Origin of the sequence: Ancylobacter dichloromethanicus (genome assembly GCF_018390645.1) — a bacterium.
GTDB classification, from domain to species: domain Bacteria; phylum Pseudomonadota; class Alphaproteobacteria; order Rhizobiales; family Xanthobacteraceae; genus Ancylobacter; species Ancylobacter dichloromethanicus.
Window position 1 is genome coordinate 355,764 of sequence record NZ_JAHBGC010000004.1, and the last position, 25,071, is coordinate 380,834.

Here is a 25,071-nt window from a genome sequence, read left to right on the forward strand (position 1 = left end):
CGAATTTTTCGCGGCGGCGGCCGGCCTGAAGGCGTGCCTGCCCAGCATTCTGACGCCTGGGCGCCTCAGGCGCGACGGTCGCGCCGTCTCATCAATAGGTTGGCCGGGCTTCCCGCGGCAGGTCGGACGAGTGTGGTGCCGGCCCCGTGTAGAGCACGCGCTCAAGCACATCGTTGAAGGCGTCGGGCGTCTCGATCATGGGGCAATGGCCGGCATCGGCGATTGAATGCAGGTGCAGGAACGGACTGGCTGCGGCCATGTCGCACCAGGGCTGGATCGGCGTCACCCGGTCATGTGCACCCCAGATGAGATGGGTGTCGACGGCGACCTTGTCGATGAATTCCCGGACGTCGATCTTCTGCAGCGAGCGCAGGATGGAAAGCCCCATCATGAAGCACTGGCGATTCGCGATCTCGCGGAATGTTGACTCGATCATTTCCGTGTCGAGCCGGGAGGGGTCGTGGAAAAGCTCGCGTGAAATCTTGTGTGCATAATCGAGCGACAGAATCCGGCTGACCCCGAGGCCGAGCGTTACATTCTCCCCTGCGCCCGGGCAGCCGCTGACAATGGCCTGTTTTATGTTGAAGTCCGGGTCACTGGCCAGAGCAAGCGCAATATAGCCGCCCATCGAGTTCCCGAACACAACAGCGTCGGCTTGTTGTCTCGGGCGTAGAGCGTCCTTTACGAAGTTTATCAGGCTTGGAACTGTACCATAACCCTTCCCGAATTTTACGAAAGGGTCGTTGAAGACGATAGGCTCGTAGCCTTTCGCCTTCATGATCTCTATTTGCGAGGACCATATCCAGGAGCCCGCAAAAAGTCCCGGCAAGAAAATAGCGACTGATGGCATCTTTTGCCCCCCGGCGATGCGTGGAGCTTTGGTATAAGCATTTTGCGGGCCAAACGACAGGGACAAATCTTCCCCCATATGGCAACAAATGTCGCAGATAGCCGACTATTTTTGATTGGATTTTTGGCATTGAAGCATCAGGGCGCCTAACGCGCTGGAAGTCTGGCGAAAAATCTGATCGTATGTAAAAGCATCCTCCCTCGGCGTCTGCGCGCAAGACATGCCGGCAAGAAATACTTGCCGTGCCCACGCGGCTGAGGAAGAGGGTGCCGGCCTGACAGCGAGGGGGGCTCTCGCGGGCCTTGCTGCTGGGGGTACGATGACGCCGCGTTTTCGATTGCCGACCAATATAGTGGTCGTCATCCTCACCCTCGTTCTCTTCGCTCTTGCCGCCATCTTCGTCGTCTCGGCCCCCGGCGGGTATCAGGGCTACGCGGAGGCCGAGTTCATCTTCGTGGGACCGGACGAGGCCGGGCGGATCGTCGATCTCAAGGTCGATGAGGGTGACCGGGTGACGAAAGGAATGCCACTCTTCACCATCGACGAGGACCTGCAGGTGGCCGACGTCAAATCGGCCGAAGCCAGCCTCGGGCAGGCGCTTTCCCAGCTCGCCAATGTCAAGGCCTCGGCCCAGCGTCCGGAGCAGGTGGCGGTGCTGGAGGCCGGCGAGCGTCGGGCGGCGGCGGCGCTGGAACTCTCCCGTCTCGAACTCGAGCGCCAGAAGGACCTCCAGTCCAAGCAGGTAGCGTCGCAGGCGGCGCTGGATGTGGCGCAGCAGACCTATAATCAGAACGAGGCGTCGCTCGACCAGGCGCGCCGGGAAATCGAGGCCGCCAGGCTTGCCGGGCGCGACGACGAGATCGCCGCCGCCGAGAAGGCGGTGGACGCGGCCCGCGCCGCCCTCGCGGCCGCGCAGGTGCGGCTGGATCGGCGGCGCATGTCCGCGCCCGTCAGCGGCACGGTGGAGACGATCTATTTCCGTACCGGCGAACTCGTGCCGGCCGGCCGGCCGGTGGTCTCGATCCTGCCGCCGGAACTGATCAAGGTGCGCTTCTTCGTGCCGGAGCCGTCCTTGCCGAAGTTCCAGCTCGGCACCGCCGTGGTGGTGAGCTGCGACGGCTGCGAGGAGGATATCGAGGCGTCGGTCAGCTTTATCGCCGCGAGTGCCGAATACACGCCGCCGGTGATCTATAGCCTGGAGGAGCGCTCCAAGCTGGTGTTCATGCTGGAGGCCCGGCCGCGCGACCCTTCGAGGCTGCGTCCCGGACAGCCGGTGACCGTCGAGATCGCGCCGTGAACGCGCCGGCAGGGGCGGCGGGCGGCGTTCCGTCCGCGCGGCATCGTGCGCCGGACTACGCCATCGATGTGCGTGGGCTGAGCAAAAGCTTCGGGACGAACCAGGTCGTCCGCAATCTCTCCATGCAGGTGAAGCGCGGTCAGATCTACGGCTTTCTGGGCCCCAACGGCTCGGGCAAGACCACCACCATCCGGATGCTGTGCGGGCTGCTGACGCCCGACCAGGGAACCGGAACCTGCCTCGGCTTGGACATTCTGACCCAGGGGCGCGCCATCCGCCGGCATGTCGGCTACATGACGCAGAAGTTCAGCCTCTATGCCGATCTGTCGGTGCGGGAGAATCTCGAATTTGTCGCCCGGATCTACGGCGTGCCCCATGCCGATGAGGCGGCGCGGGAGGCGATCGTCGCGCTGGGGCTCGAAGGGCGCGAACGGCAGCTCGCCGGCGATCTGTCCGGCGGCTGGAAGCAGCGGCTCGCGCTCGGCGCCTGCATCCTGCCGCAGCCCAAGCTGCTGCTGCTCGACGAACCGACTGCCGGCGTCGACCCCAAGGCGCGGCGCGAGTTCTGGGCCCAGATCCACGACCTCGCGGCCGGCGGCGTGACCGTCCTCGTCTCGACCCATTACATGGACGAGGCGGAACGCTGTCACGAGATCGCCTATATCGCCTATGGCGAATTGCTGGCGCAGGGCACGGTGGAGAGCGTCGTCACCGCTTCGGCGCTCCACATGTGGCGGGTGACGGGGCCGGATCCGGCGGCGCTGACCCGGGAGTTGATGGAGACGCCCGGCATCGAGCTCGTCGCGCCGTTCGGCACCAGCGTGCATGTGGGCGGGCGGGACCGGGCGGCGCTGGACATCGCCATCGCTCGCTTCGCCGGTCGGGAGGAACTCGTCTGGCGCCCGGACCGCGCCAGCCTCGAAGACGTGTTCATCGACCTGATCAACCGCTCAAGGGATAATTTCCGGTGAAGGGCGTGGCAGGATTTCTGCGCCGCATCGGCGCGATGATACGCAAGGAATTCATCCAGCTGATGCGGGATCGGGTTTCCTTTGCGGCGATGGTCTCGATCCCGCTGCTGCAACTGATCCTCTTCGGCTATGCCATCAACACGACGCCGCGGCACCTGCCGACCGCCGTGCTGGCCTATGACAATTCCGCGCTGACCCGTTCGATTCTCGCCGCCATCGAGAACACCAAGTACTTCTCCATCACCCGCCACCCGGTGAACGAGGCGGAGGCGGAGCACCTGCTGCGCTCCGGACAGGTTCTGTTCGTGGTGGAAATCCCTGCCGGATTCGAGCGCGCGGTGCGGCGTGGCGAGAGCCCGGCGCTGCTGGTCTCGGCCGACGCGACCGATCCGGTCGCCTCCACCAGCGCGCTGGCCGCGCTGGGCCGGCTGGTCGAGACTTCGGTGCGGCGCGAGCGCTTCAACCTCGACGACGCGCCGGAAGGCAGCGGGCTCGAAAAGGCGCCGCCGCCCTTCGAGTTCCGCACCCACCCGCGCTACAACCCGGCGGCCGTCACCCAGCTCAACATCGTGCCGGGGCTGCTCGGCACCATCCTGACCATGACCATGCTGATCTTCACCGCCCTGTCGGTGACGCGCGAGATCGAGCGCGGCACGATGGAGACGCTGCTGGCCATGCCGATCCGGCCGGTCGAGATCATGGTCGGCAAGATCGCCCCCTATGTGATGGTGGGCGCGATGCAGGCGGCGATGATCCTCGGCGCGGCGGTGCTGCTATTCAACGTGCCTGTGGTGGGCAATCTGGCGCTCCTGACCGTTCTGACCGGTCTGTTCATCCTCACCAACCTGTCGATCGGCTACACCTTCTCCACGCTTGCGCAGAACCAGCTGCAAGCGGTGCAGATGACGTTCATGTACTTTCTGCCGAACATTCTGCTGTCGGGCTTCATGTTTCCCTTCGCCGGCATGCCGGTCTGGGCGCAGTGGGTGGCCGAAACGCTGCCACTCACCCACTATCTGAGGATGGTGCGCGGCATCCTGCTGAAGGGAGCGACTTCGGCCGACCTGGTGCAGGACATTCTCGGCCTCGCCATCATCATGCTGGTCGCCATGGTGATCGCGGTCAAACGCTTCCGCCAGACGCTGGACTGATCGACGGCCCGCCCGCCGTGGCTCGCCGGATCAGCGGGCGCCGCCGGCGCCGAGAGCGGCGTCCGCCTTGTCGACCGGGGGAAAGGTGGCGAGCAGTGTGAAGCGTTCCAGCGCCTCGGTGCCGATCACGTCGGTGCTGCCCCAGCGCGCCCAGAGGTGGGCGATCAGGTGCCCATCCTCGTCCTTGGCCACCCCATAGTAAAGCGTTGTCGGTACGCCGCGTCGATGCAGCATGACGCGCGCCGTCAGCCCCTGCTCCAGGCACATGGCCCGGAACGGCACCCGGCGCGCTACGGCGCGGATCGCCCAGCGCACGCGCCGAATCTGTACCTGCGCGTCGTCCGGCAGTTCGCGGCTCGGCCGGGTCGACGCGAAGCGGGTCACCTTTCGGAATGGCAGCAGCACGATGGCGAGGCGTGCGCAACTCAGCAGCAACAGCGCCTCGGCCAGCAATGCCCGGTCGCGCCAGCCGAGCCTGCGCCAACGGGCGGGGAGCGAGGGCCTGCGCTGCGCGCTCGTCATGGCTGGGGTGCCGCGTCGCCAAGGGGCGGCATTTCCGGGGCGCGCGGGTTCACCTGAATCGGCTCCTCAATGGCCCGGCGCGGGGATGCGCGATGCGTGATGGCCGGGCAAGCCTCCATCCAGACCTAACATGCCGGTTTGTTCAAGCCCGGCGGCGCGGCAAATGAACCCTCGCGGACACCCGCCTTACTGGCGGTCCAGCAACTTGCGCTCCACCGTCTGCAGATGTGCGCGCATGCCCGCCGCAGCGGCGGCGATGTCGCGATGCTCGATGGCGTCGACAATGGACTCATGCTCGGCAAAGCTGTGATGGTCCGGGAGCGGCTTGACCGGTTCGGTACGCAGCCGGCCCCAGGTCACGGCGCGGCGCACCGCGTTCAACGTGTCGAACAGGCCGAGGAGAAGCGTGTTCTGCGAGGCTTCGGCGATGGTGCGGTGGAGGCGCGTGTCCCACGCCTCATATTGCCGCCAGGTCTCGGCCTGCCGCGACCGCGCGAGGCACATGCGCATCTCGGCGATGTCGGCCGGCGTGGCGGTGAACGCGGCAGCGCGGGCGATCTCCGGCTCCATCACGATGCGCGCGCGCATCACTTCCGCCGGGTTGCTGCGGCGGGCTAGCGCCGCAATGTCGGCGAAGGTGTCCAGCGGCCGGCTGCCCATGAAGGTGCCCTTGCCGACATGGCGCCAGAGCTGGCCCTCGGCCTCCAGCACGTCGAGCGCCTTGCGAAGCTCGGTACGCGACACGCCGAGCACCGCCGACAACTCCCTCTCGGGCGGCAGCCGGCCGTCGTCGGGAAGGTCGATCTGGCCGAGATAGCCCCGTAGCTGGGTGACGATCGTCTTTTCCGGATGCGCGTCGGCGGGAGGCGTAAGCATGGGTGTTCGGCTCAACCAAAGTTCCAATTGGTTCCGTCTATGGAACCTTCAAATGCCGCAGTCAAGCCAATCCGGCCTTGACCGCTCAACGGTGCCAATATAAACCAAAACTCAATTGGTATCCAACCTCGCGGGTTGGTGAAGTGGCGGGTTGAACCGCCCGGCTCTCATGGGAGACTGGAAATGCTCAAGGACTTTACGAGAAAACTGTGCGGTCTTTCCGGTGCAGCGGTTGCCGTCGGCATCGGGCTTGCTCTGGCGGCGATGCCCGCTGAAGCGAAGGTTCGCGTCGCCTATGGCGACATTGCGAGCGTCGAGAACCTGCATCTGCTGGCCGCCTTCGAGCTGGCCAAGCAGAAGGGCGTCGAGATCGAGATGACCTATCTGAAGTCCGAGGACATCGCCGCCCAGGCGGTGGTGAGCGGGCAGGCGGATGTCGGCGTCGGCGGACCCTACGCCCTGATGCAGAAGGTGAAGGTGCCGGTGCGCATCTTCCTCCAGCTCTCCACGCTGCGCTTCTATCCGGCGGTCAATGCCGAGTTCTACAAGACCTGGAAGGACCTCGACGGCCAGGAGATCGCGGTGCATTCGCGCGGTTCCGGCACCGAGGCCATCATGAAGCTGATGGAGGAAAAGCAGGGCATCAAGTTCTCCAAGATCAGCTACATCCCGGGCTCCGAAGTGCGCACCGGCGCGCTGCTGCAGGGCAACGTGAAGGCGACGATCGTGGATTCGGCCGGCCGCCGCCTGCTGCAGGAAAAGGCACCGGGCAAGTTCATCATCCTGCCGCTCGATGGCATCAACGCCACCGACGAGGCGCTGTTCGCCCGCCAGGACTTCCTCGACAAGAATCCGAAGGACGTCGACATCATCGTCGAGTCGGTGCTCACCACCTGGCGCGAGGTGACCAAGAACCCGGCCATCGTCGCCGAGTGGCGCAAGAAGTATAATCTTCTGCCCGACCTGCCGGCCGATCAGGTGGCCGAAATCACCCCGTATTTCACCGAGCTCGCCGAGGGCAAGGCGTTCCCGCCCAACGGTGGCGGCGAGGCGGCGGCTAAGGATGACTTCGCCTTCTACACCCTCTCCGGCCAGCTGCAGGGCGAGCCTGCGAGCCTCAAGGTCGAGGATTTCTGGGCGCTCGAGCCGCTGAACCGCGCGCTCGGCAAGGTCGGCACGAACTGAAGGCCGGTTGAATGAGTTTTCCGGTACAGGCGAACGGCTCCTCGCGAGCCGTTCCCCCCTCCGAGGCTTCCTTCGTCTGGAGGAAGCTCTCGGAGCACCGCACGGCCCTTTGGCGCACCGCGTCGATCGGCCTCTTCTTCCTCGTCTGGGAAATCGCCGGCCGGATTCCGATCAGCTTCGCCTTCCCGACCTTTCTGGAAACGCTGCGCGCCTTTGTGACGATGACGCTCGACGGGTCCTTCGTCGCCGCCTATGCGGAAACGCTGCAGCCGCTGGTGATCGGCATCGCCATCTCGGCCGTCATCGGCATCGGCCTCGGCATCGTCATGGGTCTGTCGCGCTTCGCCGAATGGCTGGCGGCGCCGGTGTTCATCGTGCTGCAGGCGGCCCCGATGGCGGCGCTGATCCCGCTCATCACCTTCGTCTATGGCATCGGGCTGGTGTCGAAGACGCTGGCGGTGATCATGCTCGCTTTGCCGGTGATCGTGCTCAACGGCTACAAGGCGGTGCGCAACGCCAATCCCTCGCTGGTGGCCATGTGCTATTCGTTCCAGGGCAACTGGTGGCAGCGCATCACCAAGATCATCATCCCGGATGCCAGCCCGGTCATCTTCGCCGGCCTGCGCCTCGGTCTTGCCGCCGGATTCATCGGCGTGATCCTCGCCGAACTGCTGATCACCCCGACCGGCATTGGCGATCTGATCACCTATCACCGCTCGGTGGCGGACTATCCGGAAATGTACGCCGCCGTCGTCTCCATCATCCTGGTGTCCACCCTCACGCTGGCCGCGCTTGAGGCCTTCGAGCTTCGCGTGCTGCGTCCCGAGAAGAGGAAGTCCTGACCATGCGCAACATCACCGCCCAGGCGGCAACCGCTGCCGCCCGCCCTGCCGGCGCCGACGTCGCGGTGGAAGTGCGCGGCATCTGCAAGATGTACAATGAGATCGAGGCGCTGCGCGGCATCGATCTCGACTTCCCGGCCGGCAAGCTCACCACGCTGCTCGGCCCGTCCGGCTGCGGCAAGACCACGCTCCTGAAAATCGTAGCCGGCCTGATCCCCGCCACTTCGGGCGAGGTTCGGGTCAATGGCAACACGGTCACCGGCCCCGGCCCCGAGCGCGCCTTCGTGTTCCAGGACTTCGCGCTGATGCCGTGGGCAACGGTGATGCGCAATGTGGGCTTCGGCCTCGAACTGAAGGGCATGGGCAAGAACGAGCGCCAGGCGATCGCGCAGAAATACATTGCCGAGGTCGGCCTGTCCGGCTTCGAGAACAAATACCCGCACGAGCTCTCCGGCGGCATGCGCCAGCGCGTCGGCCTCGCCCGCGCCTTCGCCGTGAATGCCGACGTGCTGCTGCTCGACGAGCCGTTCTCGGCGGTGGACGAGCAGAACCGGCGCAAGTTCCAGGAAGACCTCCTGGAACTGGTGGAGAAGGAGAAGAAGACCTTCATCTTCGTCACCCACTCGATCGAGGAGGCGGTCTACTGCTCCGACCGCATCGTCATCCTCTCGCGCCGTCCGGGGCGGATCGCGCAGATCATCGAGCCGGAGATCGACCGTTCGGCCTCGCCGGACGCCATCCGCCGTGACCAGGGCTATCTCGATACGGTCGAGGAGATCTGGCAGGGCCTCAAGCACTACGTCGATTGAGGGAGGCCGCGATGACGATGTTTGGCTATCGCGTGCCCATGATGGCGTCGCTCCTCGTCTGGTGCGTCATCTGGGAAATCGTCGGGCGCTCCGGCGCGATGTTCCTCATTCCCCCGCTTTCCGACGTGCTTGTCGCGGTGGTGGCGCTGGTGCAGACCGGCACCTGGCAGGCGGCGGCAATCACCACGCTGAACAGCTTCCTGCTCGGCATGTTCTTCGCCATCGTGGTCGGCGTGATCCTGGGCGTGCTGATGGGCCGCTCCACCACTGCCGACAGCCTGCTTGGCATCTGGGTCAACATCTTCGTGTCGGCGCCGCTTTCCGCGCTGGTGCCGGTGCTGATGATCCTGTTCGGCATGGGCGAGACCACGGTGGTGGTCACCGTCTTCCTGTTCGCGGTCTGGATCATCGTGCTCGACACCCGCGCCGGCATACAGGGCGTGCCCAAGTCGCTGGTCGAGATGGGCCGCAGCTACGGCGCCTCGCGCTTCACCCTCTACGGCAAGATCATCTTCCTCGCGGCGCTGCCGGAAATCCTCGCCGGTATCCGGCTCGGCGTGGTGCGCGGCGTGAAGGGCGTGGTGATCGGCCAGTTGCTGGTGGCCATCATCGGCTATGGCGAGTTGTTCGAGCTCTACTCGCGCAATTTCGACATGGTGAACTTCTGGGCCCTGACCATCATTCTGTTCGCCGCGGCGATGGGACTGTCGGCCCTGATCGAGAACATTGAAAAACGCGTCGACTATTACGCAGGAGTACGCTGATGAACGCGCCTATCGAGAACGCCGCCTACGTGATCACGCCTCCTGGCATTCCGACGCTGCCCGTCGAAGGCTCGGACCAGCTATTCCCGATCCACCGCATCTACTGCGTTGGCCGCAACTATGCCGAGCACGCCATCGAGATGGGGCATGATCCTGACAAGGAGCCACCCTTCTTCTTCCAGAAGAACCCCGACAATGTCATCACCGATGGCACTTTCCCCTATCCCGACAAGTCCAGCGACGTGCATTACGAGCTGGAAATGCTGGTCGCGATCGGCAAGGGCGGGGTGAACATCCCGGTCGAATCCGCGCTCGACCATGTGTGGGGCTATGGCGTGGGCCTCGACATGACCCGCCGCGACCTGCAGGGCGAGGCCAAGAAGCTTGGCCGCCCGTGGGAAGTGGGCAAGGCGTTCGAGGCCTCGGCGCCCTGCTCGGCGCTGGTGCCGGCCTCCGTGGTCGGTCATCCGGCCGCGGGCAAGGTGTGGCTGAATGTCAACGGCACGCCGCGCCAGGTCGGCGACCTCAACCAGATGATCTGGAAGGTGCCGGAGATGATCTCCTACCTCTCCGGCCTGTTCGAGCTTCAGCCCGGCGATGTCATCATGTCGGGCACCCCGGCCGGCGTCGGCGCCATCGTGCGCGGCGACCTGCTCGAGGGCGGCGTTGACGGCGTCGGCACGCTCACCGTCAAGGTCGTCTGAACGGTCTTCATGCGCGCGCACCCGGAGGGAAACCACCGGGTGCGCGCTCTGCTTTGCGCGCCGTTGGGCGAGAAGCGGGCGGCGGAAGTCGTCGCCAATGGCGTCGGCCCGCGTGCATCACCGTGCCGATCGGGTGCCGCAATCCGCCCTCTCATGCATGTCCCGCCATTGTTCGCCTGCTCCTCGTTCGATCTTCGAGCGCCTCGTGGTCTTCATGACGGGCGTGGCGATGTCGCTGATCGCCAACGAGTTCGGCCTCGGTGCCGTCGAGCATGGCGTTGTCGGCGCCGCTTCCCTCGCCGGCATGAACCGCCGCGCCACCATCCTCGCCTCGGTGCCGTGGTTCCTGCAGGACCTGTCGACCTATGGCATCGGCATCTTCACGCCGACCATCATTGCCGTGGCGCTCGCCGATCGGGTCGGCCGCATCCCGCTGCAGATACTCGGCTTCATCGGCTGCGCCGCGGGGCTGCTGATCGCCTCGTTCGCCGCCTATTACGACGGCGCGATGGGCACGGCGCTCATTTTCATCGGCTTCATGATGTTCAACTTCATGACCAATCTCGGCCCCAATGCGCAGACCTACCTGCTTGCCGGCGAGATTTTCCCGCCCACATTCGCGGCAAGGCGGCCGGCTGCGTGGCAGCCTTCGCCAAGATCGGCGCCGTGCTTACCGCCTTCGGCTCCCCATCCTGCTCGCCTCCATCGGCCAGCAATCGCTGCTTTACGGCCTCGTCGCGATGTCGCTGCTCGGCGCCGCCATCACCTGGTGGTTCCGCATTGAGACGACCGGCGTCAGCCTCGACGACATCGGCAAGCACGGGCATCAATCCGCCAAGGCGCGGATACCGAACGGCGCCATCGCTGAACTTTGAAGCCTGTCGACGTTTTCCGTCTTAAGTGCGGGACCGGCGTTGCCGCAGGGCCGGTCGGGCCCCCACCCGCCGCGGCTGGGTGGAGCCTCGTCTCGGACCGAGACCGGGGAGGGGCCCCGGAAGCATCATGGCCGGGCCTGTCCGGTTTCTGCTGTGAACCCCACGGCAAGGGACTTGAAGCGACCCGGCGCCGCCCTTATGGTGCCGCCTGCCCGAGCGGGCGTAGTTCAATGGTAGAACGGCAGCTTCCCAAGCTGCATACGAGGGTTCGATTCCCTTCGCCCGCTCCAGCGCCCGCTAGATCGGCCGTGCCACCTCGCGCACGCGATTCCTGTCTTCCTCCAGTGCCATCGCGGTCTCGGCGCGGTCGAGAGCCAGCTTCGCCTGGTGGCGCGCCGCCAGGCGGAAATCGGCGTCGCCCATGCCGGCGAGCGCGCGCAGCGCCTTCTGCAGGCGCAGTTGCACCTCGACCAGCGCCGCGCCGTCGCGCGCGATCAGGCGGAAGGCGTCGTCGAACAGGTCCGCCGCCTTCAAGGGTGGCACCTCGACCCGTTCGTGGCAGGTGTCGATCGCCTCGTCCGGACCGTTCGTCCACTGCGTCAAAAGCCGCGCACAGCGGCCGATCACGTCGATCGCCGTACCGGGGTCGTTGATCGCCGGCGAGAGGGCGCGCTGGGCGATCTCGCTGAGCACGGCGAGCCCGAAGCGGGGGTCCTGGTCGAAGCTGCGCTGGTGTCCGATGGTGAAGGCCGCCCGCACCCTGTCGTGGGCGTCCCCGGGCTGCTCGGCATCCGGGGCCGCGCTCGCCTCCTTCGAGGGCTCGCCCAGGCGAGCCAATGCGCTGCCCTCATAGACGAAGGCGCCGGGAACCACGCACACACGCGCCTGCGTCTGCAGCGCCTCGGCGCATGAGGCGATGGCCGCCACGTCGACGTGCTGCACATAGCCGGTCGCGCGCGAGGCGATCAGGTGGGGCAACTCGGGGGCATCTGGGGCGGGCGGCCGGCCGCCGAGGCAGGGCGATCGCAGCCGGGCCGCGATCGCGTTGCGGGTCGCCGCCTCCACCCGGTCGGTGGTTTCCCCCACCCGGCCGAGCTTGGTGAGGTGGTCGATCCAGCGCATCAACGTGCCGACGACGAGCGCCACGATGCCGACGGTGACGATGAACAGCACCACGCGGCCCTGCGGCCCATAGGCGCCGGTCTTCAGCACGATGATGCCGACAATGCCGAACAGGAACGCCCCGATGAAGGTCGAGAGCACGTTCTGCGTCACCCGGTCCTGCACCAGCAGGCGGGTGGCACGGGGCGTGACGTTGCTGGTCGCGGCCCCGAAGGCGGAGGTCATCACGCTGAGCGAGAAGGTGGTGACGGTCAGCATGCTGGAGGCGATGATCGTCAGGATGCTGTCGACCGCGTCGGCGCCGATGTCATAGGTCAGTTGCCAGGGCAGGAAGCGTTCGGCGATCGCCGCCAGCATCGCCGCCGCCACGCCGAGCGCGCCGATCAGGCTTGCCCGCACCCAAAGCCTGCGACCAAGCTGGCGCAGGATCCATTGCCATTTCGACATCACGCCATCCCGCCCGTGCGCTCCCCATGCGCAGGCACTATGCGGCAGTGCGGGGATTGGTTCCAATGCATCCAGTGGCGACGAACGCCGGACCGCGCGGGGCATCTCGTGACAGGTCGGCTTTCGTGACGTGGAGTCCGGCCATTAGGATAGGCACCGCCGCCGAGTCGGCGGTCGACAGCCGGGAGACGCCGCGTGAGCCAGGATGCCCTCGTCTTCTACAGCCGCGTGGACAATGCCCAGGCGTGGCAGGCGGCGCTCGCCGCCGAACTGCCCGATCTCGATGTGCGGATCGACCCCGCGGTCGGTGACCCCGCCGACATCCGCTATGCGCTGGCCTGGGCGCCGCCGGCGGGGTTCTTCGCCCGCTTTCCCAATCTGGAGCTTGTCATCAATCTCGGTGCCGGCGTCGACGCGTTGATGAAGCGTGACGACCTCGTGCCGGTGAGGTTCGCGCGTCTCAACGATCCCGGCATGGAGGCGATGATGGCGAGCTATGTCGTCTTCGCCGTCACCCGCTACGCCCGTGACATTCACATCTTCGAGCGCGCCAAGCGGCGCGGGGAATGGGAATATGTCCATCCCCGTCCCCTGTTCGAGATCAAGGTTGGCGTGCTGGGCCTTGGCGAACTGGGCGCGGCTGCCGCGAAGGCGCTGGCGAATATGGGCTTTTCCGTCACCGGCTGGTCGCGCAGTCCCAAGGACATTCCCGGCGTCACCGCGCGGACCGGGCGTGAGGGACTGGAGCGCCTGCTCGGCGAGAGCGAGATCGTGGTGTGCCTGGTCCCGCTCACGCCGCAGACGCATCACCTGCTCGGGGAGCGCGAACTGGCGCTGATGCCGCCCGGCGCGAAGCTGGTCAATGTCTCCCGCGGCGCCTTGGTCGACGAGGCGGCGCTGGTCGAGGCATTGCGTTCCGGGCAGCTTGCCGAGGCGACGCTCGACGTGTTCGAGACCGAACCGCTGCCGGAGGGACACCCGCTGTGGGCGCTGGACAATGTGCTGATCACGCCGCATGTGGCGAGCATCACCGTACCGGCCCTGGCCGCCCGTGATGTGGCCGAGAGCATTCGCCGCGTGCGCCGCGGCCTCGCGCCGCTGCACGAGGTCGACCCGCGTCGGGGCTATTGAGGCGCGGCGGCGCCCGGCCGCCGCCGCCTCGTCGGACGAACCTCAACAGCATTGTCCGTGCTAGAATGGCGGCGCCGGCATGGGGACAGATGGCGCGGGAAGAGACATGGCGCAGGTGGCGAGCGGGTTCGGGGGTGTCTGGCGTTGGGTGGCGGCGGTCGCCGCCCTTGTGCTGACCGCTGCGGCGATCGGTCTGTGGGCGCGCCACGGTGCGGCCGTTTTCTTCGACATGCTGGCGACCGGGATCGCCTATTGTTTCTAGCCACAAGAGCCAAACCCTGGCGCCGGCCGTGGCGGCCGCGCCGACCTTCATCGTGGTGCCATGTCCAATCGTCGTGTTCTGCTGCTGCTCGCCGCCTTCGTCGTCGGCGCCGTCGTCATCGTCGCCAGCGCGCTGGCCCTGCTGCCGCAGGGGGCGGGCACGGTGTCGAACCAGGTGGCCATAGGCGGGCCTTTCGAACTGGTCGACCAGGACGGGCAGAAGGTGACGCAGGAGACCTTCGCCGGCGCGCCGGCTTTGGTGTTCTTCGGCTTCACCCACTGCCCGGACATCTGCCCGACCTCGCTGTTCGAGATGTCGCAGCTGTTCGAGGCGCTTGGGCCGGATGCGCGCAAGGTGACGGGGCTATTCATCACGGTCGATCCCGAGCGCGACACGCCGGAAGTGATGAAGTCCTATCTCGGCAGCTTCCATCCGAGCATTCAGGGGCTCTCGGGCACGCCGGAGCAGATCGCTGCCGTCATCAAGGCCTACCGCGTCTACGCCAAGAAGGTGCCGACGCAAGACGGGGATTACACGATGGACCACACCGCCATTGTGTATCTGATGGGCAAGGATGGTCAGTTCGTCGCGCCGTTCAATCTGAAGCGGCCGCCGGATGAGGCCGCTGCCGAGCTGCGCCGCTACCTCTGAGCCTCACGACGGGGCGAAGCCTCGGGTGTCTGCGCGATGTGCGCGCCAGCCCGTGATCGGTTTTCTCCCAGCGATAGGGCGCGCGCACCAGCTGGAACAGCGCGCGCCACGCCGCTGCCGCGGTCATGAGCCAATAGAACGGCATGAGCGCGAGGACGCGCGCGATCCCCGGCGCCCGCCGGCGGCGCATGCCGAGCACGGTCGAGAGCACCGCGCCCGAGAGCCCGGTAAGCAGGACGCAGGCCCACACCGCATCAAGCAGGCTTGCGGTCAGCGAGGGGGAGGCGGGCGGCTCCATCACCGGAACGAGCAGCAGCGAGGCGACCATCACCGGATGGAGCAGCGCCGCCGCAGTCCCGCTGCCGAGCAGGAACAGGAGGGTCAGCGTTCCCGGCCATCCGGCGCCGCGAGCCAGCAGCAGCGGGTGCCGCGCGTGCACCAGCAGCGTCTGCATCCATCCCTTGTACCAGCGCGTGCGCTGGCGCATCCAGGTCCCGGACCGGCTGGGGGCCTCCTCGTCGGTCGCCGAGGCGATGACCGCCGTATCCCAGCCCGCCCGGGCGAGGCGAACGCCGAGATCGGCGTCCTCGGTGACGTTGAACGGGTCCCAGCCGCCGACGGCATCAAGCGCCGCGCGGCGGAAATGGTTGGACGTGCCGCCGAGCGGCAGCGGCAGCCGGCAGCGGCCAAGCATCGGCAGGACGACATCGAAATAGGCCGCATATTCCGCAGCGAACTGGCGGGTGATCCAGCCATCGGCGAGGTTGTCGATGACGAGGCGCGCCTGCACGCAGCCGATCCGCTGGTTGCCGCGCGCCATGAGGATGGTGCAGACCTGCCGCAATTGCAGCGGGTCGGGCACGTCCTCGGCGTCGTAGATGCCCACCACGGTGCCGCGCGCGAAGGGCAGGGCGGCGTTCATCGCCTTCGGCTTCGTCTGCGGCCCGACATCGGGCGCAACGATGATCTCGAAGCCGGGTCGCGAGGCGTGGAGGGCCAGTGCGGCAGCGGTGGACGCATCGTCGGGTTCGACCACGAACAGCACCTGCAGCTTCTCGCCGGGATAGTCGAGGGCGTCCAGCGCGTCGATAAGCTGCGGCACCACCCGTGCCTCGCGATAGAGCGGAACGATCAGGCTGTAATCGGGCAGCGACCGGTCGTCGCGGGCCGGGCGTGGCGGCGGCTGAGGCGGCATCGTGCAGGCCGCAAGCTTGAGCGTCGCGCTGCCGACCAGCATGATGGCGACGAGGCCGGGCAGCACCCATGAGCCGATGAAGCTGGCGGTATTCACCACTAGGAACAGCGCGGCGACCGCGAGCACGGCGATGGCGAAAGCCCAGCGCGACAGGGTGAGCGTTCCGGCCGACAGGCGGGGGTGTCGGTCGCGCAGTTGGTAGGCGGCCCGCCAGCCGAGCTCGGCCGCGAAGCGTTGCCGGATAAACGCTGCCAGCCGCTCGGGCGTCGTCAGGCTGACACGGCGGCGCAGCGCCGGACGCCCGTCCAGCGTCGCCGCCAGCCGGCGCAGCGCCAGACCGCGAGCGGCAATGACGAGGTGGCCTTCGGGCATGCGCATCACGCCGCTGCGCAGCACCGCGACAGCGTCCTGGCCGTCACGTCGCGCCGGTGTCGGAAACTGCGGGTCGTCGAGTGGCTGGAAGGCGATGCCCAGTTCGCGCGCGGCCTCCCGGGCCAGCGCGTCGGCCGCGACATGGCCACCGGCGATCAGGACCTCGTCGAGGCCGACGCCGAGCCGGTTCGCCCGCCGCAGCGCGTATTGGACAAGGGCGGGTGGCAGTGATCGGGCCGCGCCGGAAGCTTCGACCGGGACCCCGGTCGCGCGCGGCTTGTCGGTCGGGCTCGGCGAGCGCCAGCGCACCACCTGTGTCATGCGCGGCCCCTCGCCTAGTCGTCCCCGAAACGGTAGAAGATCGCGATGGCGTGGCAGCCGCCGAACCCAGCGCGAGGCCAGTGTGCGGTATATTCGTCCGGTAAGTAAATACTCTAGGACCCTCGCTGGCGCGATTTGCGCGATTGGCATCGCCTTCGCTCTCGCAACGCCCTTCGGGGCTGCTCTCGCGCAGCCTGCCGCCGCGCCGACGGTGTCCGGTGCCGAGGCGCCGGTGATGGTGCCTGGCTTCTGGGACCCCAAGCGACGGCCGGAGCGGCCGGACGTGACCCGCCTGCCGGTCCAGATCCGCTTTGTCACCACCGAGGACTACCCGCCCTTCAGTTTCCGCGGCAGCGACGGCCGGCCGACCGGATTCAATGTCGACATCGCCCGCGCCATCTGCACCGAATTGGCCATTCGCTGCACGCTGGAAATCCTTCCCTTCGAGGAGCTGGTCGAGGCGCTGGAGAGCGGCAAGGCGGATGCCGCCATAGCCGGAATTGCCATCTCCGCCGCGACCCGCGAACGCATCGACTTCTCCGACCGCTATTTCCGCTCGCCGGCCCGTTTCGTTGCCCGCCGCGCCGACGCGGCGCTCAAGGTCACGCCGGGCGCGCTGGGCTCGAAATCCGTCGGCGTCGTCGGCGATACCGCGCATGAGGCCTATCTGCGCGATTTCTTCAACGAGATCGCCATCCGCGCCTTTCCCGACGCCGAGGCGGCGCGCGCGGCGCTGCAGAAGGGTGATGTCGACCTCGTATTCGGGGATGGCGTTCAGCTGGCGCTGTGGCTCAACGGCACGGCTTCCGCGAATTGCTGCGCCTTTGTCGGCGGGCCGTTCACCGAGAGCCTCTATTTCGGCGAGGGCATGGGCATCGCGGTCAAGCGCGGCAATGATGCGCTGCGCCAGTCGCTCAATTACGCCCTCGCCCAGCTCTGGGAGGAGGGGGTCTATACCGACCTCTATCTGCGCTGGTTCCCGATCAGCGTTTATTGACGCGGGCCCGCACACTACCTAGAGCATTCCCCCGGAGGTGGCGGGGCCGAGGTGGCGCGGCCGCCTTCGACGTTTCAGTGCAGCCAAGCCCAGGAGGGCAGATCATGACGGCGACCGCTCCGGTCGGGGATTTTGCAGCCGAACTGCGCACGCTGGCGGAGACCGCCGGCGCATGGCCGTTCGAGGAAGCCCGCAAGATCGTCGAGCGCCTGAAGCGGAAACCGAAGGCGGAGGTTCTGTTCGAGACCGGCTACGGTCCCTCGGGCCTGCCCCATATCGGCACCTTCGGCGAGGTGGCGCGCACCACCATGGTGCGCCACGCCTTCCATGTGCTGACCGAGGACAAGGTCCCGACGCGCCTGCTGTGCTTCTCCGACGACATGGACGGCATGCGCAAGATCCCGGAGAACGTGCCGGATACGGCGGCGCTGAGGCCCTATCTGCAGATGCCGCTGACCAGGGTGCCGAATCCGTTCGGCGGCGACTATGCGAGCTTCGGCGACCACAACAACGCGATGCTGCGACGCTTCCTCGATACGTTCGGCTTCGACTACGAGTTCGCCAGCGCCACCGAGTACTACTTCTCCGGCAAGCTCGACGCGGTGCTGCTGAAGGCGGCAGAGCAGTACGATTCCATTATGGAAGTGATGCTGCCGACGCTCGGCGAGGAGCGGCAGGCGACCTATTCGCCCTTCCTGCCGATCTCGCCGGTCTCGGGCCGGGTGCTCTATGTGCCGCTGAAGGCCGTCGACGCCGGGGCCGGCACCATCACCTTCACCGACGAGGACGGGGTGGACAAGACCGTTCCCGTGACCGGCGGCCATGTGAAGCTGCAGTGGAAGCCGGATTTCGGCGCCCGCTGGGCGGCGCTCGATGTCGATTTCGAAATGTTCGGCAAGGACCATCAGACCAACGCGCCGATCTATGACCGTATCTGCGAGGTTCTCGGCGGCACCGCGCCGGAGCACTTCGTCTATGAGCTGTTCCTCGACGAGAACGGCCAGAAGATATCGAAGTCCAAGGGCAACGGCCTCACCATCGACGAATGGCTGACCTATGCCAGCCCGGAGAGCCTGGCGCTCTACATGTTCCAGTCGCCGCGCTCGGCCAAGAAATTGCATTTCGACGTCATCCCCAAGGCGGTGGATGAGTATTTCGGCTTTCTCGCCCGCTACCCCACGCAGGACTGGAAGAACCGGCTCGGCAACCCGGTGTGGCACATCCACGCCGGCAACCCGCCGGTGGAGGAACTGCCGCTCAGCTTCGGCCTGCTGCTCAAGCTCGCCTCGGCCTCAAACGCCGAGGACAAGGGCGTGCTGTGGCGCTTCATCGAGCGCTACGCACCGGGCACGTCGCCGCGGACCCATCCGATCGTCGACCAACTCGCCGGCTATGCGGTGCGTTACTTCATCGACCGGGTGAAGCCGCGCCGCACCTTCCGCCTGCCGGACGAGGTGGAGGCGCAGGCGCTCGCCCGCCTCGATGCCGCGCTGGCGCCGCTCGACGGCTCGGACCGCGACGCGATCCAGAACGCGGTGCTCGATGTCGGCCGCGCCGAGCCGCGTTATCAGGACCACAAGCGCAAGAGCCCGACGGGTGGGCCGGGCGTGACCTTCGCCTGGTTCAGCGCGCTCTACGAGCTGCTGCTCGGCGAAAAGGAAGGTCCGCGCTTCGGCGGCTTCGTCGCCGCCTACGGCATAGCGGAGACGCGGGCGCTGATCGCCCGCGCGCTCTCCGGGGAACTGGCGGGCGGCACCGAATAGAGCCTGCGCCGGCCGGGCGCTCGGGGGCGGAGGGGAAGGGCGGCATGCCGAAGCGGCGCAAGGGACAGATCGACCTGCGGGTGGACGACCCGCAGCAGCTTCTCGACATGCTCGACCCGTTTCCCTTCCGCGAGCGCGGCCTTGACGGCGAGGTGGACGAGTACATTTGCGAGCACGCTGGCGAGGTGCCGCCGGACACGCCGCTCGCCATCGCCATTCACCTTCCGGCGGCGCAGACGGATGGTCTGCTGGCGCAGAACCTGCCGGGCATTGTCCGGCAGCATTTCCAGCAACAGGCGGAACGGCGCGGCAATGAACTCTCCCGCCTGTTCGCCCAGGGGCGCAAGGCGCTGGTGATCGGGTTGATCGTGCTCGGCCTGTGCCTTCTGGTCGGCCAGTCGCTGGTCAATCTCTTCCCCGATTCACGCCTCGCCGGCGTGATTATGGAAGGCCTCGTCATCCTCGGCTGGGTGGCGAACTGGCGGCCGATGGAGATTTTCCTGTTCGACTGGTGGCCGCTGGTGCAGGAGCGTCGGCTGTACCGGCGCCTCGCGAAGGCCCCGGTGAGGGTTGCCGCGCAGCCCCCGGCGCACTGAACGCGCCGGTCTATCCGGGCGGGTGCGCGGCCAGCGCCTTCGCGCGTAGCGCGCTCAGCGAGGTGGCGGGCGTGATCGCCTCGGGGTCGAGCTTCACATGCACGATCGACGGCAGGCCGGAGGCGAAGGCCGCGTCGAGCGCGGGGACGAATGCCTCATCCGTCTCCACCGTCACCCCGAAGCCGCCAAAGGCGCGGGCATAGGCGGCGAAATCGGGGTTGCGCAGCGTCGTGCCGAAGACCCGCGTGGGGTATTCGCGTTCCTGATGCATGCGGATGGTGCCATACATGCCGTTGTCGATCACCACCGCGACGATGGGCGCCCCATGCTGCACCGCCGTGGCGAATTCCTGCCCGGTCATCAGGAAGTCGCCATCGCCGCACACCGCGACCACCGGCGTTGCCGGATGGGCGATCTTCGCCGCCACTGCTGCCGGCAGGCCGTAGCCCATCGAGCCCGACGTCGGGGCCAACTGCGTGCCAAAGCCGCGGAAGCGATGGAAGCGATGCACCCAGATGGCGAAATTGCCGGCGCCGTTGCAGATGATGGTCTCTTTCGGCAAGGCCCGCAGATAGCGCACCAGCGTGGCCATCTGCACCGCGCCGGCATTGGCGGGCGGCTCCTGCGTCCAGTCGAGATAGTCGGCCCGCGCCTGCGCCCGCCAGTCTCCCCACGGCAATTCATTGGGTGGCTGCACGCCTTCCAGCGCGGCGGCGAAGGCGCTGGCGGAAGCGTTTATGGCCAGGGAGGGCTGATAGACCCGGCCCAGTTCCTCCGGGTCGGCATGCACATGCACCAGGGGCACGCCGGGGTCGGGAATGCCGAACAGGCTGTAGCCCTGCGAGGGTACCTCGCCGAGCCTGCCGCCGGCGAGAATGACGAGGTCGGCCTGTTTCAGCCGGGCGATCAGCTTCGGGTTGACCGAGAAGCCGACATCGCCGGCGAAGCACTCATGGTCGGCCGGGAACAGCATCTGCCGACGAAAACTCACCGCCACCGGCAGGTCGAAGCGCTCGGCGAAACGCTCGACCGCGGCCACGGCCCGGGCGTTCCAGCGGGCGCCGCCGAGGATCATCACCGGCCGCTTTGCCGCCCATAGCAGCCGCTGCAGCCGCATCATGTCGGTGAGCCCCGGCCAGGTCTCGGCCGGCTCCACCGCCGGCGCGTCCGGCACCTGCGCGATCTCGCTGAGCACGTCCTCCGGCAGGGCGATCACCACCGGGCCCGGTCGGCCCTGCATCGCGACGCGGAAGGCGCGCGCGACGATTTCGGGGATGCGTGCCGCCTCGTCGATCTCCACCGCCCATTTGGCCAGGGGGCCGAACACGGCGCGGTAATCGACTTCCTGGAACGCCTCGCGCCCGCGCATCGCGCGCGAGATCTGCCCGACGAACAGGATCATCGGCGTCGAATCCTGCTGCGCGATATGGATGCCCGCGCTCGCATTGGTGGCGCCCGGCCCGCGCGTGACGAAGCAGATCCCCGGTCGCCCGGAGAGCTTGCCGCAGGCTTCCGCCATCATCGCCGCACCGCTCTCCTGCCGGCAGACGACGAAGTCGACCTCGCTGTCGGAAAGTGCGTCGAGCACGTCGAGGTAACTCTCACCGGGCACGCCGAAGGCACGGGAGACGCCATTGGTGCGAAGGGCGTCGACAAGGAGGCGGGCACCGGTGCGCGGCGCGGGAGAGGGAAGGGGGGGCATGATAATGGACTCGGGCGCGGACAAGAGGCGGCACTCTAGAGCCGGCGGCGAGGGAACGCGAGGGGCCTTCCGCGAAGGTCGCCCGATGCTTCACGCGAAGCCGATCCAGCGCCCCGCGACGAGTGCGGCCAGCCAAAGCAGCGCCGACGCCGTGGCGGAAGCGCGCACGCCGACCGTAAGCGCCCCGCCGCGCAGCGCCTGTCGATAGGCCGGGTTGGCATGCTGAACCGCGACATTGGTCAGCGCCGCCGCCAGCAGGGCGAGCTTGATCTGGAAGGCGGGATTCTCCGCATATTCGGCCGGCCGCACGGTGAACAGCCACAGTCCGGTCAGGATGGCGAGGCCGGCTCCCCCCGCCGCGACGCGGGCATGGAGCGGGCCGATCACCGCCAGCGGCACCTGCCGCAACCCGCCAAGCAGCCGCAGATCGAGCACGAGGATGGAACCGAGAAGCACCGCCACACCGAGGATATGGGCGGCGTTCACGAGCAGATAGGCGATCCACGACGCCCGCAGCCAGCGGGCGCCCGGCCAGCCCGCGAGCGCGGCGAGAAAGCTCGACAGCTCCTCCACGGCGGCCTCAGTTGCTGCCGATCCGCTCCGGGTACATGTCGTAATTCGTGCCGGCGAGGGTGATGCGGACCGCCTTCATGTGCGGCTTGGTCTGGTCGCGGTTGCGATTGCCGAGCACGGTGATGGCGTCGCCCGGCTTGGCCGTATCCCCGGTGAAGCCGGAATTGGCGGTCTGGCGTGGATTGCCGAGATCCACCTGCCAGAGCGTGCCATCGCGCGCCGTCACCTGCAGCGAGGGATGCGGCGGGGCCATGGAGATGGTCTTGATCGTGCCCTCCAGCGTCATCTGCTCGCTCTCCGCCCAGCTCCAGCCGTGATGGGCGAGGGCGGGCGCGGAAAGCGCGAAGAGGCTGGCTAAGCCGGCACCGAGAAGGGCGCGGCGGGTGCTCGGGCGCGTGATGGCGGGCATGAAGCGGCTCCTGTCGTTACGGAAGTCGCTCCAGACTATGGGGTGGGGCGGCCCCGCGACGAGCCGTCCGCCGCTCACATCTGCGCCAGCGGCGCTGCTTACACGTCCACGCTGGCGCGCAGGGCGTTGTCCTGGATGAACTCGCGGCGCGGCTCGACCACATCGCCCATCAGGCGGTTGAACAAGTCGTCCGCGTCGGCCACTTCCTTCACCTTCACCTGCAGCAGCGAGCGGGCATCGACATCGAGGGTCGTCTCCCAAAGCTGCTCGGCGTTCATCTCGCCGAGGCCCTTGTAGCGCTGGAGCGCAAGGCCTTTGCGGCCGGCATCGGTGACGGCGTCGAACAGGTCCATCGGGCCGAACACCAGCGTTTCCGCCCCCTTGCGGCGCAGGGTGGAAGGCTCGGCATGCACTTCCTGCAGGTCGGCGGCGAGGCTGTCGAGCCGTCGCGCTTCGGCCGAGCCGACGAAGGTGGCGTCGAGCGCCGCGACTTCCTTCACGCCGCGCACGGTACGGGTGAAGCGGAAGCCGGCACCGTCGGCCTCACCGGTCCATCCACGCTCCGTGTCCTCGGCAATGAGATCCAGCCGCCGGGCGACGACTTTGGCGATGTCGGCGGCGCGCTCTTCCTCGATGAGCAGGCCCGGCGTAAGGGCGCCGGCGATGGCTGCCTGTTCCACCACGGCGCGGTTGTAGCGCGGGTGCAGCCCGTTCATCACATGGCGGAAGGAGCGGGCGCTCACCAGCACGTGGTGAAGGTCGGCGCCGCCGCGCACTTCCCCGGACGTGAGAAGAAGCGACGCCTCTTCGAGGCCCTGATTGATCAGGTAGTCCTCAAGTGAGCGCTCGTCCTTAAGATATTGCTCCGACTTGCCGCGCGTCACCTTATAAAGCGGCGGCTGGGCGATGTAGATATGCCCGTGCTCCAACAGTTCCGGCATCTGGCGGAAGAAGAAGGTCAGCAGAAGGGTTCGGATGTGGGAGCCATCCACGTCCGCGTCCGTCATGATGATGATCTTGTGGTAGCGCAGCTTGGCGACATTGAAGTCGTCGCGGCCGATGCCGGTGCCGAGCGCGGTGATCAGCGTGCCGATCTGCTCGGAGGAGAGCATCTTGTCGAAGCGCGCGCGCTCGACGTTCAGGATCTTGCCGCGCAGCGGCAGGATGGCCTGGAAGGCGCGGTTGCGGCCCATCTTGGCCGAGCCGCCGGCCGAATCGCCCTCGACGATGAAGAGTTCGGACTTGGCCGGGTCACGCTCCTGACAGTCGGCGAGCTTGCCGGGGAGCGAGGCGACGTCGAGCGGGTTCTTGCGGCGGGTGAGTTCGCGTGCCCTGCGCGCGGCCTCGCGCGCCGCAGCGGCCTCGACCACCTTGGTCACCAGCGCCTTGCTCTCGCCGGGGTGTTCTTCCAGCCATGTGCCGAGCGCGTCGTTCACCAGCGACTCGACGACCGGGCGAACCTCGGAGGAGACCAGCTTGTCCTTGGTCTGCGAGGAGAATTTCGGGTCCGGTACCTTCACCGAGAGCACGGCGGTCAGACCTTCGCGGCAATCCTCGCCGGTGGGGTCGACCTTTTCCTTCTTGGCGATGCCCGAACGTTCGGAGTAGCCGATGATCTGGCGCGTCAGCGCGGCGGCGAAGCCCGTGAAATGCGTACCGCGGTCGCGCTGGGGGATGTTGTTGGTGAAGCACAGCACGTTCTCGTGGTAGCTGTCATTCCAGGAGAGCGCGCATTCCACCACGATGCCGTCGCGCTCGGCGCGGATCACGATCGGCTTCGGCAGCAGCGCCTGCTTCGAGCGGTCGAGATACTGCACGAAGGCTTCCACGCCGCCTTCGTACATCATCTCCTCGCGCTTGATCTCGGGATGCCGCGCGTCGGTCAGCACGATGCGCACGCCGGAATTGAGGAAGGCGAGCTCGCGCAGCCGGTGCTCCAGCGTCGCATAGTCGAATTCGATGTGGGTGAACGTGTTCGGGCTCGGCACGAAGGTGACCATGGTGCCGCGCCGGCCCGCTGGAGCCGGGCCCTTCACCGCCAGCGGCGCTTCCGCGTCACCGTGGCGGAACCGCATGTGGTGCTCCAGCCCGTTGCGCCAGATGGTCAGGTCGAGCGTGGTCGAGAGGGCGTTCACCACCGAGACGCCGACGCCGTGCAGGCCGCCGGAGACCTTGTAGGAGTTCTGGTTGAACTTACCGCCGGCGTGCAACTGGGTCATGATGACCTCGGCCGCCGACACGCCCTCCTCGTCATGGATATCAGTGGGGATGCCGCGGCCATTGTCGGTCACCGTCACCGAGCCATCGGCGTTCAGCGTCACGGTCACCTCGTCGGCATAGCCGGCAAGCGCCTCGTCGATGGCGTTGTCCACCACCTCATAGACCATGTGATGCAGGCCCGAGCCGTCATCCGTGTCGCCGATATACATGCCGGGGCGCTTGCGCACCGCGTCGAGGCCGCGAAGCACCTGGATCGACTGCGCGCCATAATCTTCCCCGTTCGCGTTGGGGGTCGGTGCGTTGTCGGGCTCGGCCATCGGTGAAGCTCTTCGAATCGTTTGAATTGATTGAGATTTATAGCGCAATCGCGCGGTTATTTCGTGGCGGTCGAACCGGCGGGAAAGGCCAGACAGCCTGGCGCGCGCGCACGCCGCCTAGATAGTGATTTTCTCCTTTTTATTCAA

The 25,071-nt window shown here is 67.1% G+C and carries 25 protein-coding genes and 1 tRNA gene; 17 read left to right on the forward strand and 9 right to left on the reverse strand.

The genetic code is table 11. The annotated features are described in order from the left end of the window. Nucleotides 1-91: 91 nt before the first annotated feature. A complete protein-coding gene (locus KHC23_RS01815) occupies nucleotides 92-916 on the reverse strand; it encodes an alpha/beta fold hydrolase (protein ID WP_213368758.1) in 825 nt (274 codons plus the stop codon). Between the two features lie 253 nt (nucleotides 917-1,169). Here KHC23_RS01815 and KHC23_RS01820 point away from each other — a divergent pair, with 253 nt between their 5' ends. Genes KHC23_RS01820 through KHC23_RS01830 form a run of 3 tightly spaced genes read left to right on the forward strand, consistent with a single transcriptional unit; the run spans nucleotide 1,170 to nucleotide 4,269 of the window. Beyond that, nucleotides 1,170-2,147, forward strand: coding sequence for an HlyD family secretion protein (locus tag KHC23_RS01820; RefSeq protein WP_213368760.1), 978 nt, complete (start codon nucleotides 1,170-1,172; stop codon nucleotides 2,145-2,147). After that, on the forward strand, nucleotides 2,144-3,118 hold the full coding sequence (locus tag KHC23_RS01825) for an ABC transporter ATP-binding protein (protein WP_373878534.1): 975 nt from the start codon (nucleotides 2,144-2,146) through the stop codon (nucleotides 3,116-3,118). Before KHC23_RS01820 ends, KHC23_RS01825 begins: the two co-directional genes overlap by 4 nt. A gap of 35 nt (nucleotides 3,119-3,153) precedes the next feature. Continuing rightward, nucleotides 3,154-4,269: an ABC transporter permease gene (locus KHC23_RS01830; RefSeq protein WP_246544066.1), complete on the forward strand. Its 1,116-nt coding sequence runs from the start codon at nucleotides 3,154-3,156 to the stop codon at nucleotides 4,267-4,269. A gap of 30 nt (nucleotides 4,270-4,299) precedes the next feature. On the opposite strand, the gene KHC23_RS01835 is transcribed toward KHC23_RS01830, so the two are convergent. Both KHC23_RS01835 and KHC23_RS01840 read right to left on the reverse strand, forming a co-directional pair. Continuing rightward, nucleotides 4,300-4,791, reverse strand: a complete 492-nt coding sequence (locus KHC23_RS01835; RefSeq protein WP_213368771.1) for a lasso peptide biosynthesis B2 protein — start codon at nucleotides 4,789-4,791, stop codon at nucleotides 4,300-4,302. A gap of 186 nt (nucleotides 4,792-4,977) precedes the next feature. Then, complete coding sequence (locus KHC23_RS01840) at nucleotides 4,978-5,667, reverse strand: FadR/GntR family transcriptional regulator (RefSeq protein ID WP_213368773.1); 690 nt, start codon at nucleotides 5,665-5,667, stop codon at nucleotides 4,978-4,980. A 183-nt stretch (nucleotides 5,668-5,850) separates the two neighbouring features. Here KHC23_RS01840 and KHC23_RS01845 point away from each other — a divergent pair, with 183 nt between their 5' ends. From KHC23_RS01845 to KHC23_RS01875, 8 genes are all read left to right on the forward strand, one after another. Further along, the gene (locus KHC23_RS01845) at nucleotides 5,851-6,852 is read left to right on the forward strand and encodes an ABC transporter substrate-binding protein (RefSeq protein WP_213368774.1); all 1,002 of its coding nucleotides are present in this window, start codon (nucleotides 5,851-5,853) and stop codon (nucleotides 6,850-6,852) included. A gap of 11 nt (nucleotides 6,853-6,863) precedes the next feature. Then, complete coding sequence (locus tag KHC23_RS01850) at nucleotides 6,864-7,694, forward strand: ABC transporter permease (RefSeq protein ID WP_213368776.1); 831 nt, start codon at nucleotides 6,864-6,866, stop codon at nucleotides 7,692-7,694. A 2-nt stretch (nucleotides 7,695-7,696) separates the two neighbouring features. Continuing rightward, the gene (locus KHC23_RS01855) at nucleotides 7,697-8,503 is read left to right on the forward strand and encodes an ABC transporter ATP-binding protein (protein WP_213368778.1); all 807 of its coding nucleotides are present in this window, start codon (nucleotides 7,697-7,699) and stop codon (nucleotides 8,501-8,503) included. An 11-nt stretch (nucleotides 8,504-8,514) separates the two neighbouring features. Next, nucleotides 8,515-9,267, forward strand: coding sequence for an ABC transporter permease (locus tag KHC23_RS01860; protein ID WP_213368780.1), 753 nt, complete (start codon nucleotides 8,515-8,517; stop codon nucleotides 9,265-9,267). After that, the gene (locus KHC23_RS01865; RefSeq protein WP_213368782.1) at nucleotides 9,267-9,971 is read left to right on the forward strand and encodes a fumarylacetoacetate hydrolase family protein; all 705 of its coding nucleotides are present in this window, start codon (nucleotides 9,267-9,269) and stop codon (nucleotides 9,969-9,971) included. The genes KHC23_RS01860 and KHC23_RS01865 overlap by 1 nt, the downstream gene beginning before the upstream one ends. A gap of 214 nt (nucleotides 9,972-10,185) precedes the next feature. After that, nucleotides 10,186-10,755 carry an MFS transporter gene (locus tag KHC23_RS01870; RefSeq protein ID WP_246544067.1) on the forward strand — a complete coding sequence of 190 codons (570 nt, stop codon included), beginning with the start codon at nucleotides 10,186-10,188 and terminating at the stop codon, nucleotides 10,753-10,755. Beyond that, nucleotides 10,712-10,846, forward strand: a complete 135-nt coding sequence (locus KHC23_RS24630) for a hypothetical protein (protein ID WP_271188726.1) — start codon at nucleotides 10,712-10,714, stop codon at nucleotides 10,844-10,846. Before KHC23_RS01870 ends, KHC23_RS24630 begins: the two co-directional genes overlap by 44 nt. A 216-nt stretch (nucleotides 10,847-11,062) precedes the next feature. Then, nucleotides 11,063-11,136 (forward strand) — tRNA-Gly (locus KHC23_RS01875). 7 nt (nucleotides 11,137-11,143) lie between these two features. Here the strand turns inward: KHC23_RS01875 and KHC23_RS01880 are convergent. Further along, entirely contained in the window at nucleotides 11,144-12,415 is a 1,272-nt protein-coding gene (locus tag KHC23_RS01880; RefSeq protein WP_213368784.1) for a DUF2254 domain-containing protein, read from the reverse strand. Nucleotides 12,416-12,610: 195 nt separating this feature from the next. Between KHC23_RS01880 and KHC23_RS01885 the strand changes: the two genes are divergently transcribed. The 3 genes from KHC23_RS01885 to KHC23_RS01895 all read left to right on the forward strand — a co-directional run bounded on the left by KHC23_RS01885 (nucleotide 12,611) and on the right by KHC23_RS01895 (nucleotide 14,459). Beyond that, the gene (locus KHC23_RS01885; RefSeq protein ID WP_213368786.1) at nucleotides 12,611-13,546 is read left to right on the forward strand and encodes a 2-hydroxyacid dehydrogenase; all 936 of its coding nucleotides are present in this window, start codon (nucleotides 12,611-12,613) and stop codon (nucleotides 13,544-13,546) included. 106 nt (nucleotides 13,547-13,652) lie between these two features. After that, on the forward strand, nucleotides 13,653-13,808 hold the full coding sequence (locus KHC23_RS01890) for a hypothetical protein (protein WP_213368788.1): 156 nt from the start codon (nucleotides 13,653-13,655) through the stop codon (nucleotides 13,806-13,808). 60 nt (nucleotides 13,809-13,868) lie between these two features. Beyond that, complete coding sequence (locus KHC23_RS01895) at nucleotides 13,869-14,459, forward strand: SCO family protein (protein WP_213368790.1); 591 nt, start codon at nucleotides 13,869-13,871, stop codon at nucleotides 14,457-14,459. On the opposite strand, the gene KHC23_RS01900 is transcribed toward KHC23_RS01895, so the two are convergent. Further along, nucleotides 14,404-16,347: a glycosyltransferase gene (locus KHC23_RS01900; protein ID WP_213368792.1), complete on the reverse strand. Its 1,944-nt coding sequence runs from the start codon at nucleotides 16,345-16,347 to the stop codon at nucleotides 14,404-14,406. The two genes, KHC23_RS01895 and KHC23_RS01900, sit on opposite strands and share 56 nt — an antisense overlap. A 235-nt stretch (nucleotides 16,348-16,582) precedes the next feature. On the opposite strand from KHC23_RS01900, the gene KHC23_RS01905 reads away from it, so the two are divergent. The 3 genes from KHC23_RS01905 to KHC23_RS01915 all read left to right on the forward strand — a co-directional run bounded on the left by KHC23_RS01905 (nucleotide 16,583) and on the right by KHC23_RS01915 (nucleotide 19,703). Next, on the forward strand, nucleotides 16,583-17,344 hold the full coding sequence (locus KHC23_RS01905; protein WP_213369107.1) for a transporter substrate-binding domain-containing protein: 762 nt from the start codon (nucleotides 16,583-16,585) through the stop codon (nucleotides 17,342-17,344). 104 nt (nucleotides 17,345-17,448) lie between these two features. Continuing rightward, nucleotides 17,449-19,107, forward strand: a complete 1,659-nt coding sequence (locus KHC23_RS01910) for a lysine--tRNA ligase (protein WP_213368794.1) — start codon at nucleotides 17,449-17,451, stop codon at nucleotides 19,105-19,107. A 44-nt stretch (nucleotides 19,108-19,151) separates the two neighbouring features. Next, nucleotides 19,152-19,703 (forward strand): hypothetical protein, encoded by a 552-nt coding sequence (locus KHC23_RS01915; RefSeq protein ID WP_213368796.1) that lies wholly within the window; start codon nucleotides 19,152-19,154, stop codon nucleotides 19,701-19,703. Nucleotides 19,704-19,713: 10 nt separating this feature from the next. Here KHC23_RS01915 and KHC23_RS01920 read toward each other — a convergent pair whose 3' ends face one another. The 4 genes from KHC23_RS01920 to gyrB form a co-directional block, all read right to left on the reverse strand. Then, entirely contained in the window at nucleotides 19,714-21,405 is a 1,692-nt protein-coding gene (locus KHC23_RS01920) for a thiamine pyrophosphate-binding protein (protein ID WP_213368798.1), read from the reverse strand. A gap of 90 nt (nucleotides 21,406-21,495) precedes the next feature. Then, nucleotides 21,496-21,978, reverse strand: coding sequence for a DUF6644 family protein (locus tag KHC23_RS01925; protein ID WP_213368800.1), 483 nt, complete (start codon nucleotides 21,976-21,978; stop codon nucleotides 21,496-21,498). A gap of 7 nt (nucleotides 21,979-21,985) precedes the next feature. Then, a complete protein-coding gene (locus KHC23_RS01930) occupies nucleotides 21,986-22,387 on the reverse strand; it encodes a DUF6152 family protein (RefSeq protein WP_246543976.1) in 402 nt (133 codons plus the stop codon). A gap of 98 nt (nucleotides 22,388-22,485) precedes the next feature. After that, nucleotides 22,486-24,924: a DNA topoisomerase (ATP-hydrolyzing) subunit B gene (gene gyrB / locus KHC23_RS01935; protein ID WP_213368802.1), complete on the reverse strand. Its 2,439-nt coding sequence runs from the start codon at nucleotides 24,922-24,924 to the stop codon at nucleotides 22,486-22,488. Between the last annotated feature and the right edge of the window lie 147 nt (nucleotides 24,925-25,071).

Excerpts from the sequence above, each read along its gene's own strand:
- KHC23_RS01820 (WP_213368760.1), top strand. The coding sequence starts at position 1,170 with ATGACGCCGCGTTTTCGATTGCCGACCAATATAGTGGTCGTCATCCTC.
- KHC23_RS01830 (WP_246544066.1), top strand. The coding sequence starts at position 3,154 with ATGATACGCAAGGAATTCATCCAGCTGATGCGGGATCGGGTTTCCTTT.
- KHC23_RS01835 (WP_213368771.1), bottom strand. The coding sequence starts at position 4,791 with ATGACGAGCGCGCAGCGCAGGCCCTCGCTCCCCGCCCGTTGGCGCAGG.
- KHC23_RS01840 (WP_213368773.1), bottom strand. The coding sequence starts at position 5,667 with ATGCTTACGCCTCCCGCCGACGCGCATCCGGAAAAGACGATCGTCACC.
- KHC23_RS01845 (WP_213368774.1), top strand. The coding sequence starts at position 5,851 with ATGCTCAAGGACTTTACGAGAAAACTGTGCGGTCTTTCCGGTGCAGCG.
- KHC23_RS01850 (WP_213368776.1), top strand. The coding sequence starts at position 6,864 with ATGAGTTTTCCGGTACAGGCGAACGGCTCCTCGCGAGCCGTTCCCCCC.
- KHC23_RS01855 (WP_213368778.1), top strand. The coding sequence starts at position 7,697 with ATGCGCAACATCACCGCCCAGGCGGCAACCGCTGCCGCCCGCCCTGCC.
- KHC23_RS01860 (WP_213368780.1), top strand. The coding sequence starts at position 8,515 with ATGACGATGTTTGGCTATCGCGTGCCCATGATGGCGTCGCTCCTCGTC.
- KHC23_RS01865 (WP_213368782.1), top strand. The coding sequence starts at position 9,267 with ATGAACGCGCCTATCGAGAACGCCGCCTACGTGATCACGCCTCCTGGC.
- KHC23_RS01870 (WP_246544067.1), top strand. The coding sequence starts at position 10,186 with ATGACGGGCGTGGCGATGTCGCTGATCGCCAACGAGTTCGGCCTCGGT.
- KHC23_RS24630 (WP_271188726.1), top strand. The coding sequence starts at position 10,712 with ATGTCGCTGCTCGGCGCCGCCATCACCTGGTGGTTCCGCATTGAGACG.
- KHC23_RS01880 (WP_213368784.1), bottom strand. The coding sequence starts at position 12,415 with ATGTCGAAATGGCAATGGATCCTGCGCCAGCTTGGTCGCAGGCTTTGG.
- KHC23_RS01890 (WP_213368788.1), top strand. The coding sequence starts at position 13,653 with ATGGCGCAGGTGGCGAGCGGGTTCGGGGGTGTCTGGCGTTGGGTGGCG.
- KHC23_RS01895 (WP_213368790.1), top strand. The coding sequence starts at position 13,869 with ATGTCCAATCGTCGTGTTCTGCTGCTGCTCGCCGCCTTCGTCGTCGGC.
- KHC23_RS01900 (WP_213368792.1), bottom strand. The coding sequence starts at position 16,347 with ATGACACAGGTGGTGCGCTGGCGCTCGCCGAGCCCGACCGACAAGCCG.
- KHC23_RS01905 (WP_213369107.1), top strand. The coding sequence starts at position 16,583 with ATGGTGCCTGGCTTCTGGGACCCCAAGCGACGGCCGGAGCGGCCGGAC.
- KHC23_RS01910 (WP_213368794.1), top strand. The coding sequence starts at position 17,449 with ATGACGGCGACCGCTCCGGTCGGGGATTTTGCAGCCGAACTGCGCACG.
- KHC23_RS01915 (WP_213368796.1), top strand. The coding sequence starts at position 19,152 with ATGCCGAAGCGGCGCAAGGGACAGATCGACCTGCGGGTGGACGACCCG.
- KHC23_RS01920 (WP_213368798.1), bottom strand. The coding sequence starts at position 21,405 with ATGCCCCCCCTTCCCTCTCCCGCGCCGCGCACCGGTGCCCGCCTCCTT.
- KHC23_RS01930 (WP_246543976.1), bottom strand. The coding sequence starts at position 22,387 with ATGCCCGCCATCACGCGCCCGAGCACCCGCCGCGCCCTTCTCGGTGCC.
- gyrB (WP_213368802.1), bottom strand. The coding sequence starts at position 24,924 with ATGGCCGAGCCCGACAACGCACCGACCCCCAACGCGAACGGGGAAGAT.